The sequence below is a fragment of the Brevundimonas sp. EAKA genome, from assembly GCF_000698025.1.
GTDB lineage: Bacteria > Pseudomonadota > Alphaproteobacteria > Caulobacterales > Caulobacteraceae > Brevundimonas > Brevundimonas mediterranea_A.
The window spans coordinates 1-13478 of record NZ_JMQR01000085.1; the positions used below are offsets into that span (position 1 = coordinate 1).

General features: G+C 66.9%; 11 protein-coding genes. 3 read left to right on the forward strand and 8 right to left on the reverse strand.

The genetic code is table 11. The annotated features are described in order from the left end of the window. On the forward strand, positions 1–1931 hold a 1931-nt coding region (locus tag ER13_RS12010), incomplete at its 5' end, for a TonB-dependent receptor (protein WP_035309549.1). 62 nt (positions 1932–1993) lie between these two features. On the opposite strand, the gene ER13_RS12015 is transcribed toward ER13_RS12010, so the two are convergent. Next, positions 1994–3982: a phosphocholine-specific phospholipase C gene (locus ER13_RS12015; protein WP_035309550.1), complete on the reverse strand. Its 1989-nt coding sequence runs from the start codon at positions 3980–3982 to the stop codon at positions 1994–1996. 187 nt (positions 3983–4169) lie between these two features. Next, positions 4170–4775 (reverse strand): helix-turn-helix transcriptional regulator, encoded by a 606-nt coding sequence (locus ER13_RS12020; RefSeq protein ID WP_197019784.1) that lies wholly within the window; start codon positions 4773–4775, stop codon positions 4170–4172. Positions 4776–5066: 291 nt separating this feature from the next. Between ER13_RS12020 and ER13_RS12025 the strand changes: the two genes are divergently transcribed. Both ER13_RS12025 and ER13_RS12030 read left to right on the forward strand, forming a co-directional pair. Then, a complete protein-coding gene (locus tag ER13_RS12025) occupies positions 5067–6059 on the forward strand; it encodes a helix-turn-helix domain-containing protein (RefSeq protein WP_035309554.1) in 993 nt (330 codons plus the stop codon). Between the two features lie 80 nt (positions 6060–6139). After that, the gene (locus tag ER13_RS12030) at positions 6140–6574 is read left to right on the forward strand and encodes a hypothetical protein (RefSeq protein ID WP_035309556.1); all 435 of its coding nucleotides are present in this window, start codon (positions 6140–6142) and stop codon (positions 6572–6574) included. Here the strand turns inward: ER13_RS12030 and ER13_RS12035 are convergent. The 6 genes from ER13_RS12035 to ER13_RS12060 all read right to left on the reverse strand — a co-directional run. Then, positions 6571–7521: a hypothetical protein gene (locus ER13_RS12035; RefSeq protein ID WP_035309558.1), complete on the reverse strand. Its 951-nt coding sequence runs from the start codon at positions 7519–7521 to the stop codon at positions 6571–6573. The genes ER13_RS12030 and ER13_RS12035 overlap by 4 nt on opposite strands. Beyond that, positions 7518–9887 (reverse strand): fimbria/pilus outer membrane usher protein, encoded by a 2370-nt coding sequence (locus tag ER13_RS12040; RefSeq protein WP_231492543.1) that lies wholly within the window; start codon positions 9885–9887, stop codon positions 7518–7520. Before ER13_RS12040 ends, ER13_RS12035 begins: the two co-directional genes overlap by 4 nt. Positions 9888–9948: 61 nt before the next feature. Continuing rightward, the gene (locus ER13_RS12045) at positions 9949–10716 is read right to left on the reverse strand and encodes a fimbria/pilus periplasmic chaperone (protein ID WP_008260166.1); all 768 of its coding nucleotides are present in this window, start codon (positions 10714–10716) and stop codon (positions 9949–9951) included. A gap of 105 nt (positions 10717–10821) precedes the next feature. After that, positions 10822–11442: a hypothetical protein gene (locus ER13_RS12050; RefSeq protein WP_035309562.1), complete on the reverse strand. Its 621-nt coding sequence runs from the start codon at positions 11440–11442 to the stop codon at positions 10822–10824. A 148-nt stretch (positions 11443–11590) separates the two neighbouring features. Next, positions 11591–12181 (reverse strand): hypothetical protein, encoded by a 591-nt coding sequence (locus ER13_RS12055; RefSeq protein WP_155988148.1) that lies wholly within the window; start codon positions 12179–12181, stop codon positions 11591–11593. A 171-nt stretch (positions 12182–12352) separates the two neighbouring features. Next, on the reverse strand, positions 12353–13478 hold a 1126-nt coding region (locus ER13_RS12060), incomplete at its 5' end, for an MFS transporter (protein ID WP_155988149.1).

Consider the following 13478-nt stretch of genomic DNA (forward strand, 5'->3'; position numbering starts at 1 on the left):
ATCTTGACGACATCATCGTCACCGGCGCGCCCTATGGCATAAGCCAGCGCGCCACGACGATCGCCACAGACGTGATCGACGCCCAGACCCTGGCCACCGCGCCGGCCGTTTCCCTGGGCGATCTGGTCAGCACTCGCCCCGGCATCCGTTCGACCGACTTCGCCCCCGGCGCGAGCCGCCCGGTCATTCGCGGTCTCTCCGGCCCCCGCGTGCAGGTGTTGACCAACGGCATCGGCTTGATCGACGCCAGCTCGGTCTCGCCCGACCACGCCGTAGCCACCGACCCGGCCGAGGCCAGCCGCATCGAAATCATCCGCGGGCCGGCGACGCTGGTGTATGGCGGATCGGCCATCGGCGGCGTGGTCAATGTCATCGACGAACGCATCCCCACGTCCATTCCCGAGGGCGGGATGTCAGGCGTCGTCTCCACCCAGGCGTCCAGCGTCGACGACGGCCGCAGCGCGTTCGGCCGCGTCACCCTCGGCAGCGGCAATTTCGCCTTCAACATCGATGGCGTGAAGCGCAAGTCGGACGATTACGACATTCCCGCCCCGGCCCTGTCCGCCCGCAAGGCCGCAGCCGACGGCGTGGAACGGGGCGAAGGCGGATCCCAGCCCAACAGTTATTCGGATCTGGAGGCCTGGGGCGTCGGCGGTTCCTATATCGGCGACAAGGGATTCCTGGGCGCCTCCTACAAGAATACCGATAGTGAATACGGCACGGTCGCCGAGGAGACCGTCTTCATCAAGCTGAACCAGGAACGCTATGATGTTCGGGGCGAATATCGCTTCGACGACGGCCCCTTCTCGGCCTTGCGCGGATCCTACGGCCACGCGGACTACACCCACACCGAGTTTGAGGATGTCGGCGAGCCCGGCACGGTCTTCAACTCGGACGGCTGGGAAGGCCGCGCCGATCTGGTGCAACGCAAGCGCGGCGATTGGAACGGCGCGGTCGGGGTTCAGTCCCTTTCTCGCAACTTCCAGGCCATCGGCGAGGAAGCCTTCGTTCCGACGACCGACATCGACGAACTGGGCGTCTACACGGTCCAGCGTCTGGACCGCCAGGGTTACGGCTTCGAGGGCGGCCTGCGTTATGATCGTCGCGAACTGAGCGCCACGCCGATCGGCGAAGACCGCCAGGTGGACCGCACGTTCGACAACTGGTCGGCCTCGGCCGCCGCCTTCCTGCGGCCCGCGCCCGGCCTGTTCCTGGGACTGAGCCTGGCGCACAACGAACGCGCGCCCAGCGAGGTGGAGCTTTTCGCCGACGGGGTGCACATCGCCACCGCCGCCTACGAGACCGGCGACGTCAATCTGAACAGCGAAAAGGTCAATACGCTCGAAGCCACGGCGCACTATGATCGCGGACGGTTCACGGGCGACCTGCACGTCTACCACTCGTGGTACGACGGTTTCATCGACGAGCGGGCCACCGGCGAAACCTTCCTGTTCGAGGAAGAGAACGAGGAATTCCCGGTCTATCAGTTCGTCCAGACCGACGCCCGCTTCTATGGTTTCGAGGCCGAAGGCTCCTACACGGCCTGGCAGAACGGCGACCGCAAACTGTCGCTGGAAGCCGCCGCCGACTTTGTCCACGCCCAGACGGACCTGGGTCCGGCAGCGCGTATTCCGCCCTATTCCCTGACCGGCCGCGTCGCCTGGACCTCCACGCCGTTCGACGCCAGCGTCGAGGTGCGCCATGTCGGGGAACAGGACCGGGTCGCGAACGAATACGAACTGCCGACCGACGACTACACCCTGCTGAACCTGGCCGCCGCCTGGCGTCCGCTGACGGATCGAAACGTCACCGTCTTCGCCGAGGCGCGCAACCTGACCGACGAGGAAGCCCGCGAACACGTCTCCTTCCTCAAGGACATCGCGCCTCTGCCGGGCCGCAACCTGCGGGTCGGCGTCGCCTACCGCTTCTGATCCGGGCGGAAACCATGTCGGGGCGGCGTCGCATCAGCGCGCCGCCCCTTTTTTTGTATTGATCACCCGCGCCCGGCGAACTCGCTTCGCCAACCCGCAGCTTCGACCGCAATATCATAGCGATGGTTGGCGTCGTCCCAGGCGAGATCCATCCGGTGTTCGCCGTCGACGGCGAGGGATCGAACGCCTGCGCCGGCCGTCACCTCCGCCTCGCCCCTGCCTGTCAGGACCAGAACAGGCGCCGCGCCGCGCCAGTCCAGCCGCGCCGACACGACTTCGTCCCCCGCGCCGACGAACCGTCGGTGAAAGCCGTCCGGCCCCATGACCTGCAGATCGACGCCGCCGGCCGTGCTCCAGTCGTCCTGAAGCCGTTGGCCGCCTTCGACCGTATAGCGGCGCGGCCCGGCCTCCAGGTTCATCCGGTCATAGACATGAAAGACCGCTGTGCGGTTGCCCGTGTTGACGAAGCTCAACCGCACCCGGTCGCCCGCCGTCTCGCGCTCGCATTCCAGGGCGTAGACGCCGGGACAGGCCGGGCGGAAGCCGGCGACCTGGTGCGGGCGTGTCGGTTCGGCGGGAGTCGGCGGGGTGGTGCGGCCGTCCAGGGCGGCGGCACGCGCCGCGTCTGCCTGGGTCGCCGGCAGAGGCACGGGCCGGGCGTCCACGCCGGAGAAGTCGAGGCAGGACGTCAGGTCGCCGCACACTGCGCGCCGCCAGGGCGAGATATTGGGCTCCATGACCCCGAAACGGGCCTCCAGGAACCGGATCACCGAGGTGTGGTCGAACACCTCGGAATTGACCCGACCGCCCCGGCTCCAGGGCGACAGCACATACATGGGCACCCGCGGCCCCAGACCGTAGGGACGGCCGCGGTATTCCGGCAGGTCCAGACGCGCGTCGGCGGGGCTGGCCTGAAGGTGATATTCGCCCGCCAGATCGACGGTCGAGCCGCCCTTCAGTCCGCCCGCCGCATCGCGCGACGGCGGCGCCGGCGGCGGCACATGGTCGAAGAAGCCGTCGTTCTCGTCGAAATTGACCAGCAGGACCGTGCGCGCCCAGACCTCGGGGTCGGCGGTCAGGGCGTCGATCACCTGGGCCGTATAGTCCGCGCCCTGGGCCGGGCTGGACGGGCCGGGGTGTTCCGAGCCGCTGGCGGTGGCGATGACATAGGAGACCTGAGGCAGACGTCCGGCCAGGACATCGGCCTTCAGTCCGTCCAGCGCCCGCGTGGTCAGGCCCCGCTCGACCAGGGCCGGGTCGGACCCCGGCGCCCCGGCGACCGCCTTCTGGAAGGCCTCGAACCCGACCAGGGGGTTGTCAGTGAAGTTGTCGGCCATGTCCTGATAGACGCGCCAGTCGATCCCCGCCGCCTGCAGCCGCTCGACATAGGTGGTCCAGCGATAGGGCTCCATGGCCTCGCCCTCGCCCGGCAGGGTGTCGTGCGAATTGCCGATACAGGGACCGCCGCGCTCACCCGACCCGTCGTTACAACCCGACCACAGCATGACCCGGTTCGGATTGGTGCCGGTCTGAAGCGAACAGAAATAGGCGTCGCACAGGGTGAAGGCGTCGGCCATGGCGTACTGGAACGGAATGTCGGCGCGCTCATAATAGCCCATCGAATGGGCGTGCTTGGCCTCGGGCCAGCGGCCCATCCGCCCATCGTCCCAGGCCGCCTGGGCGTCGGGCCAGCTGTGCGGCGTGCCCTCGACCCGCATATGGGCGAAGGTCTGACGCGTGTTCAACGGGAAGGGCGCCAGCCAGGCCGGCCCCTCGCCGCCGCCGTCATGTTGAAGCAGCACGTCGCGCGCGCGGCCGTCGACGCCGGGCGCAGGGGCCGGATGAGGATCGGAGAAGCCCCGCACCCCGTTCATCGTGCCGAAATAATGATCGAAGGAGCGGTTCTCCTGCATCAGGATGACCACATGTTCGACGTCCTGGATCGTACCCGTTCGCACCTTCGGCGCGATGCTCAGGGCCCGCGCCAGCGAGGGAAAGGCGGCGGCGGCGGTCAGGCCGGCCAACAGGCCGCGGCGGTCGATCTTGGGCATGGGTGATCCCCGTTTAACTTGGAACGGTCGAACCCGCCTGCTTGAAATACGTGCGGTTCAGGCGAGCGTGAAGACGACAGCGCCGTCATCAGCGCTGCTTCCGCCGGGCTTAGAACTCGACTGTGACAATCAACACCACGCGCCGGCTCAAGAGGATGCGCCCTTCAGCTTCAAGGCGGCGCGACGATCAACCCTTGAGCCGGTAGGGCGCGACGGCGGCGAACAGTTGCTCGCGATTGCTCACTCCGATCTTCAGATAGGAACGCCGGACGTGCGTCCGTGCGGTCTCGACGCTGATGCCGAGATCTTCGGACAGGGTCTTGATATTGGCGCCGCCGACCAGAAGCTTGATCAGACGATCCTCCGACGGCGTCAGGCCGAAGATCACGCCCATGTTCGCCCACAGGCTTTGATCCTCGTCCTGGGCGATCGGGAAAAGCTGAACTGCGATCACCTCGGTCTCGTCGACCCTTTCCACGCGCATGAGAAGCGGCCTGTGGTGATCGCCGACCATGTGGATCTCGGGGGCTCCGTCGAGACTGCAGACGAACCGGCGGAACTGTTCCGCCGCCGCCTTGCCCCGGACGACCAGTTTGCCGCCGCTGAGCGCAAGTTCGTCAGACGCATCGACCAGGCGGATGGCTGCGGCGTTCGCATCCAGCACCTCCAGGGTCTGTGCGGAAAGGAAAAGGCAGGCGATGGCGTGGTTGGCGAACCAACGGGACAGGTGAAGAGAGGGAGCCTCATCCTCCCGTCCCGTTGCGCCTGCCAGCGCAACGAGCCGAGAAGTCATCGGGAGCGACATGGTTTACCAGAGATTAATAGTCTGGCTTGGCTATAAGTACGCCCCGTCCCCAAGTGTGGGTATTGCGCCCTTGATCTCACGATTGAGACTGGAAGATCGGATTCGCGTCGTCTGCTAAGGACGGCGCCAATCCTGCATCATAATCTGGCCGAGATCAGGATAGTCAGTGCCGCGTACCATACAGGGATTCACCTCCCCCCTTTCCGTCTTGCCCATTGGGCGCCCAGGATCGCTTCCGACAGACCACGCGCGGAGCCCCCGACGGGCCAACGCCGGATCATGATCGAAAGCTTCAGCTTTTCGACACAAGGCCTGACGCCGCCCGAAGCCGCCGAAACCTATCGCGACCTCTATGACGGCGGCGCGGACGTGGTCTCAAGCGGACAGACCGTGTCTGCTGAGGTCACGGCTCATCGCCTGGATCGTCTCATCCTGTTTGATCGCCGGCTGACGGGCGTCGGGCACGCCCGTCCGGCGCAGCGCGTCGGTCTCAACGGCTTTTCCCATTTCGTCGTTCATCTGGTGGTCGAGGGCGTCCTCGTCGGCAGCGAGGTCAGCGGTTTCGAACAGGCCCGCCCGGGCGACCTGGTGCTTCAGGATCTTCGCCGACAGACCCGAACCACGATCCCGGATGGACGTCTGATCACGGTCAGCGTGGCCCGTGATCTGATCGAGGCTGCGGCCGGCGCCGCCAACGGCCTGCATGGCCGCGTGTTGGACCCCGATCAGGCCGGTCTGCTGGGGGACTATCTTCTTTCCTTGTGTCGCCGGGCCGGTGCGCTCGAGCATGATGCGCTTCCGACGGTGTCCCGGACCTTTGTGGATCTGCTGGGGCTCGCCGTCGGCCCGACAGGCGGCGGCGCCACGGCTTCGAAACGGCGGATGGAATTTGATCGCCGCGAGGCCATCCAGAGGATCATCGAGCAAGGTCTCGGCGATCCCGGCCTCAATGCAGGCGTCATCGCCAGGGAGACCGGCGTTTCCAGGGCCACGCTATACCGGCTGCTCGCGCCCCACGGCGGCGTCGACAGTTTCATTCAAAGCCGGCGGCTGGCGGCGGTTCGCACCACGCTGGATCGCTCGGACGACACCACGCCGCTCGCCGAACTGGCGATCCGATACGCCTTCCGCAACGAAGCGGACATGCGCAGCCGTTTCCGCGCCCGCTTCGGCCTATCCCCTGCCGCCTACCGCAAGATGGTCGATGACCCGACGCGTCGCCTGGAGACGATCAAACGGCGCTGGGTGTCCTGGATGGTCGAGGTAAGGTAAACCGGCGTTGACCACGCCGGTTAAAGTGACTTTCAGGCGTAGCGGATAAATGTGAAGCCTCGCTCCCGGAAGGACGCCTGATGGTTTCGCGCTCTGACATTCTGAAAACGGCCACGCTTGCAGCGGCCGTCTCCCTGCTGGGCGTCGCCCCTGCCTTCGCGGGCGGGGTTTCGATCGGCATTCGAGCGACAGCTCGAACCATCTGCCGGGTCGAGGTCGGCGCGGCCGTCATCCCCGCCTTCGAAACCGGCGAAACCGGCCTGGGCCGAATGACCGAGCTCTGCAACAACGTCGAGGGTTATCGCCTGATCCTCAACCATCCCGCCGGCCTGATCGACGCCTTCGCCGTGGTCGACGGCCAGCGTGTGCCGCTCTCCTCGACGGCCACCCAGACGGTCATCATCGACAGCAATCAGCCGGCGTTCCGCCAGCGAGACCTCGGCATCATCCTGTCGTCGCCTCAGCACGCCATGAGCCTGAGCCTCCGGGCCGAAGCCAAGGGCATGATCTTCTAGATCGAACAGCCGGCGCCGGGCGACAACCCGAGCCGCGGAGAAAAGGTCAGGGTCACAACGTCGCTGTAGGCGCCGGCGGGCTGGGCGGACACGTCCTCGCCGCTGACCGTGACCTGCAGCGGATGGCTGCGGCCAGACGGCGCCGGCGTGCGGTCGCACACCAGAGCCGCCCCCGTCTCGACCGGAATTCCGCCCAGACGCATCGAATAGCGCAGGCCGGCGGCATCCGCGTCGCCACGACGCAGCACGCCCCATTTCGACGACACGCTCAACTCGTAGGGCGAGGTCGACTGCGCGGTCACGACCACGGTTCCGCTGGAGGACTGATCGGGATTCAGGACGCCCAGGTCGATCTCGCCCCGTCGCATGCCTGCGGATCCGATAAAGGCCGAAATCATGTCCGGCGTCTCCAGGTCCAGCGCGACCCGGCCGGCCTGCTGAATCTCCGCCGCGTCGAGCCGCTCCTCGCCCGAGTAGCAGACGTAACGAACCTCGAGCGGTTCGTAATAGTCTCCCGATCCCACAGACTGGCCGGCCGGCGCCATCAGCCGGAAACTCTCGTTGACGACGTCGCCCGCAGGCCCGGCCTTGAAGCTGACCACGGCGCCATTGGTCGCATTGGGCTGTTCTGCGCCGCTGAAAAACACCGGCCGGGAAGAGTCACGCGCCCATTCGACATCGTAACCCTGTGGCCCGCCCGCCCCGAACTGCGAACGACCGCCCCGGGGGTCAGGGTCGACCAGGATGAAGCGGACGGCCGTCACGGAGGGATCGGTCCGGCTGACCCGGATGTTGAATGCATGATTGATCGGCGCACCCGAGAACGGATCGTAGCGAACGGACAGGCCCGTTCCCTGCGACTCGAACCCTGCGCATCCGGCCTGTGCGGCGGCCGGCGCGAACATCAGGGCGAGCGCGGCGAGACCGGTCGGCAAAACGATCTTCATGGGCGGGGCTCCGGTGTGATGACGCCCAGACGGACCAGGCCGTCCGCGCCAGCGGGAATGACGATCATATAGGTCTGCGCGCCGTCGACCCCGGCCTCGATCCGCCAACGGCCCGGCCGAAGGCCCTGAACGGCGAAGCGGCCGGAGTTGTTCGTGAACATCCGCACGCCGGGCTGATCCGGTCGCGCCATCTCATAGGCCGTGCCGACCAGGAGCTTCAGCGGCGCGCCGTCCGCCTGGACAAGCTGGCCGGTGGCCGAGACCGAATAGTTCGAACCGACGGTGATCAGATAGCCGGAACGATACGGCGGCAGCAGTTGCACCGAGCCGGCGCCGATGTCGTAGCCGGTAGGCGCGTCCGGCACGTCGAACATCACCGTGCGCGGCGAATAGGCGCTGAGTTCAGGCGTCACGGCCCCGCCCAGCCGACCGGACCGCGCGGTGTAGTTCTCCTCGCGGGGCTCCACATAGACTTGGGAGTCGTTCAGGCTGGCGTGCGGCGCGAACAGGGCGAAACTGTCGTAGATCGGACGCGACACGGCCATCTTGCCGTCCGCATAGACCAGCGCGCCCCCGGCCCGGAATGAAGTCCGCTGATCCGAGATTTCGCCGCTGTCGGCGTTGAACGACGTCAGATGGGACCCGCCGATTTCGGCGCGGTTCAGCAGGGCTGTGAACGACCCGTTGACCCCGGCCGCGTCTTCGGACGTGTCCAGGTTCGCCGCCGCGCTCCAGGAGCCGACGCCCCGTCCGCGCGAGGTCTGGTACCCGACACGCGCCCGATTGCGGCGACTGTCGACCTCCGCCGTCGCGCTGGCGTAGGAGCCCATGCGATAGGTGAGGCCAAACCGGATGCCGGTCTCGGTGCGGTTCTGACGCTTCTCGAAATTCGCCTCGGCATTGAACAGCAGCCGGCCGCTGGCGCGCCAGCCGTAGCTTGCGCGGGCCGACGCCTGGTCTTCTCGTGCGCCCCGCCCCACGGAATAGAAGACGTCCGCCGAAACATACTGGGTCGTGCCGATCGACTGCGAATAGGTGACCCCGGCCTCATAGGCGAAGGGATTGTCCGCCAGTTCGACGCCGGGCGTGGCGAAGGATTCGCTGATGGTTTGGACCGTGGCGTTCAAGGAACGGGCGCTGCTTCGGTCGGCGCCGAAAACGCGTTCGAAGCTGAGGTTCAACGCATAGCCTTCGCCGATATCGGCGATGGACGATCCAGCCAGATTCATGCCGATCGTGCCGATCGGCGCCGCCCAGACGATTTCACCGCCCACCACGCCGCCGCGTGCGCTGGCCTGGAAGTTGGCGCCCGCCGTCAGATCGTCGGTCAGGCCGCGCCGATAAAAGCCCGACCCGGCCGCGTCCCCCGAGTATTTCCGGCCGCCCTGATCGAAGTCTGTGCGTGTGCCCGCGTAGAAGCCGAATTCCGTCAAGCCGGCCGCAAGCAGGCTTCGGTCGAAGAAGATGGAGAAGGAGAAGACGCTCTCGACGCCCGCATCGTCGCGGATCACCAGCCGCACGTCATTGCCGCCCTGGGCGAAGGGAAAGTCGCTGACGTCGTAGGAGCCGGGGTTCAACCGCGTCTGCTGAACCGAGCGGCCGTTTATGAACACCTCCACCGTCGAAGGCCGTACCAGGGTGAAGGACCGCTGGCCCCTCGGCTGGATGTTCCGTTGGGGATCGAGATCGGCGTAGACCCGCTCCAGCGACAGGCCCGCGATAGGGCTGCCCCCCGAAAAACCCCGCGCCTGGGGTCTCAGATCACCGGCCGTCCAGCGCCCGGTGCGTGCGACGTCGTCGTAGACCAGACGCGTACCCTCGCGGATGAACGAATCCTCCAGGGTCGCTTCGTTCTCGAGGACGACCCCCCGGAATCGGACCGCGCTGTCGATCAGCAGGCTGGGCGTGCCGAAGCCGGTGTCTTCGCCCACATGTACATAGTCGGTCGTCAGATAGGTGGTCACATAGGCCGAAAGCTTTGCGGGCTTGGCCACGGGCCCGCGAAACTGTTCACGTCCCCCGGAAATGCTCAGGCTGGTTCTGGGCCGCACATCACGGCTGATCGACAGCGTCAGACCGAAGGTGGCCGAATCATAGGCGATCGGAAAGCCGAGGGCCGTCAGTTCGACGGTCGAGACCCGCTGCCGGCCCGCCAGGGCGCTGGCCAGCGCCTGCCAGGAGGCCGGCGAAATCACGGGCTGAAGCAGGTCCAGAAGCGGATCGACGTCCACCTGGATACGCGCGTCGGCGGTCAGCAGGTAAGAAATCTCGCCCAGGATGAAGGGGCCGTCCTTCAGCGGTCCGCCGAGGTAGACGTCGCGGCCGGAAGGGTTCAGCGCCGGCGACGGGGGTGCGGTCTGAATCACTTCGAACGCCGCCTCTGACGCGGTTGAATAATAGGAAGGCGGTTGAGCGTCGATCACACGATCACCGATCCTGAACCGGCGTCAGTTCGACCGTCACCGCGCCATTCGGCTGCGGCAGGCGAATGTTGATCGGCAGCCGGCGCGTGGCGCCCGAAGGCACCAGGCCCAGGCCCATCAGCTGCTGCAGTTGCTCGGGCTCCCAGGATTCGCGCAGGATTTCGTCGCCGTTCGGCGCGCGCTGCACCAGGGTCAGACGGTTCTTGCCGACATAGCCGTAGGTGTTGCCGGAGTTGCTGACCATGAGCACAGGGCGGCCGACGCCGTCCTCGCCCGTCTCGATCGCCACCGATTGGACCGCGAGGGCGGACACGGCTCCGGGCGCGCCGACGCTGACCAGAACCTTGAAATTATACAGCACCTGAATCGCGTTCTGGTTTTCAGGCAGCACGACAGGCAACTGGGCGACCGTGACGAAGAAGTGCTGGCTGGCCTGGATCTCGGGGTCGCCGACCCACTGAATCCGGAACGCCTGGGACTGGCCCGGCTCCACGGTGGCCTGGGCCGGGAAGACCAGAAGGTCTTCGGCCTCGACATCGGTTTCGCGCAATTCGCCGTCGACGACGTCCAACCGGCGGGCGGTCAGTTCGACGGGAACTGTGGTGGAAAAAGTATTCTGGAGCGTCAGCACCGTCGAGGTGCGCCGGCCAGAAGACAGGAGATCGATGATCACCGGCTGAACATTCAACGCCGTGGCGGGAATGCCCGAGGCCAGCAAGGCCGCAGCAGTTAGAAGGACTCCGACGAGGCGTCGGGCGGCGGCGGGCATCATGGGAAACTACCTGGTGGATCCAAAGGGGGTCGGACCGGCCCTGTGCGGGGGGACCGGTCCGACGGACGCCGACGCCCCCGTGGGAACGTCGGCGCTTATTGGGGCTTAGGCGCCCGGAGCAACGGTCACATTGACCGAGCCGGTGTAGGCGCCAGCGGCCAGCCTACGGTCGGTGTTGGAACCCCAGTTGGTCGCGATGTCGCTCGAACCGCCCGACGTCGCCACAGCGCCGCCGTTCGACGCCGCTTGGGCGAAACGAACGTGGGTGTTGCTGTCGCTCAGGCTGACGTGGCCGCCGAAGCGCTGGGCCACGTTCGAGGCGCCGGCGGTGCTGGTGGTATCCAGGGCCAGGCCGTTGATCGTGGTGTCCAGGTTGTAGCGGATGAACTGGGCGAAGCCGCCCTCGGTCAGGCCGTTGCCGGTGGCGCCGGTGCGGGCCAGAACGGCGCGGTCGACGGTGACCGAGTTGTTCACGCCGTTGCAGAAGGCGATGATGCGGGCGCCGTTCAGGGCGTCTGCGATTTCAGTGGTCACGCCGCTGCGGACCTTGGCTTCCGAGTCGGTCAGGTCGCCGGCCAGGGTCACGGTGGTGGCTTGAGCCGAGACGCCGCACTTGGCGGCGACCGAGGCGTTGATCGCGACGGATTGGCTGTCTTGAGCCGAGGCGGCGCCGGCGGCGGTCAGGGCGATAGCAGCGGCCGAGGCCGCGAAAACGATACGCTTCATAGGGTAGTCTCCGTCTTGGATTGAGCGCCGGAGAAGCCCGGCGTGTTTTCGAGCGGGCGGAAGGCCCGTCGAGGGCTCCGTCGCCCGCGATATGCGGTCGACGAATTCGATAGGGCGCGATGCGCCGATCCGGCCGAGGGCGTGCGCATCAGGCGCGCGCTCCGACGACCAGAGTGATGGTGTCGCTGTAGTCGCCCGCGGCGAGGCGCTGGTTCAGCGTGGACTGGTCCGGCCAGTCTATGGTCAGGGTCACGCCGCCCGGCGCCGCGATGCCTGAGCCAGAGCCCAGGCCCCCGCCCGGCTGGTCCGATGCGAAGTCGCAGTTTCCACCGGCCACGATCTGGTCGGACAGGCAGCGACCGCTGCGCACGTCGCCGTCGCTGGTTTCCAGCGTCAGCCGTACGCCATAGCTCTTGTCGAAGGCGTATCCCGACCCGTCGGGTGCGCCGGTGGTGTTGACCAGACGGCCCTTCTCGCCCCGAACGCCGACGGCGAAAGGCGTGTTGCAGTCGAGCGGCAGAGAGACGCTGAAGGTCTGGGCCGTCTCAAGATCCGGGGTGACGCCGCGCAGAGGCGGCGGCGCAATCCGGCTGAAACCACACCGACCTGGAATGACGGCTGAGACGGTGATGTCCACGCCGGCGTCCTGCGCGGCGGCAGGCGCTGCGGATCCGAGGACGCCGAGGATCGCCAGACCCAGGGCGGCGCCACCGGCTGGGTATCGCGCACGGCGGCGCATCCACGTCGGCTCACCGCCGACATTCGCGTGCTGGATAGCGTGCAATGCCCGTCCCCCCGCGGCGCCCTGGGTTCGGGCGTCTCGCTGACCGGACTGTTGCAGTTAAGAAAACATTAAGCGTCGCCAGATTTGGGTATATCGCTGTGGGCGATATAATTTTCCTCAGCGTTTTTATGTATTTCGCCTGATTGGGGAATTAAACGCCACCGGCATTCGAGGGGGTTCAGACCCGAAACCAGGGGCATTTGGGCCGGAAATCCAGCGCCGGCCTTGCCAGAGCGCCAGGGGAATCATGACCGCAGCTACAACCATGACGACACACGCCAGGCTGGTCGCAAGACCGAACCGCGTATCGATATTCCGGTCGCTGACCACGCCGGTGACCCACGGCCCCAGTCCGACGCCGACAACGGACACGGCGGCCAGAAAGATGGCGTTCACCCCGCTGCGGATCGGATCAGGCGTCAGCGGCTGCAATCCGATCAGCGCGGACGCGGCGGCCATGCCGCTGCTCGCGACCAGCAGACTCAGGCATGCAAGCGTCATCGGCAGCCAGGTCGTGGTCATCAATCCGAAGGCGGCGAGCACCGAAACGGCCAAGGCGCCTGCCATGACCGGCGCCGGTCCCGACGCCTTCATGCGTTCGAGCCCCAACAGCCATCCGGCCGTCAAATGGCCCGCAGGAGCCGCGACCAGCACCACGCCGCCGATCGCGATCGCGGCGTGACCGCTGCTGAGTTCATGCGCGCGCGCAAGGATGGACGGCATCCAGGCGCCCGCCGCCTGAATCGACAGCACGCACCCGGCGCTTGCCCCCATAAGCCCGAACACCGCTCGTCCGTCCCCGGCGAGCCAGCTGACGGCCGTGCGCAGGCCCCGCGTCGGTTCCGCCGAAACCATCCGACGCCCCCGCGCCTTCCAGAGAAGGCCGCCGATCAGGCCGAGGTTGAGCAGGATCGGAATCAGGGAGGCCGAGCGCCAGGGTGAAAGGCCCGCCACGGTCTGCCCTCCGACCAGCAACAGAATTGCGCCCATCAGAAAGAAGCTGCCGCTTCGTCCGGCGGCCGACCCGCTCGTGAACATGGAAACGGCGCGCGCGCGCCCCATGCCGACGCTCGACGACCCAAGGATCATAAGAGCGGCAGGTGCAAAGGCGGCCTGGCCGACCCCCAGCACCATCCGCGCCGCCATCAGGGCTTCATAACTCGAGGCCAGAGCGAAGGCCGCGCCGCCGACCGTCCAGACGGCCACGCAAAGCGCCATCAGCCGGAAGGGCTCGATCCGCCGCCCCCAGTGC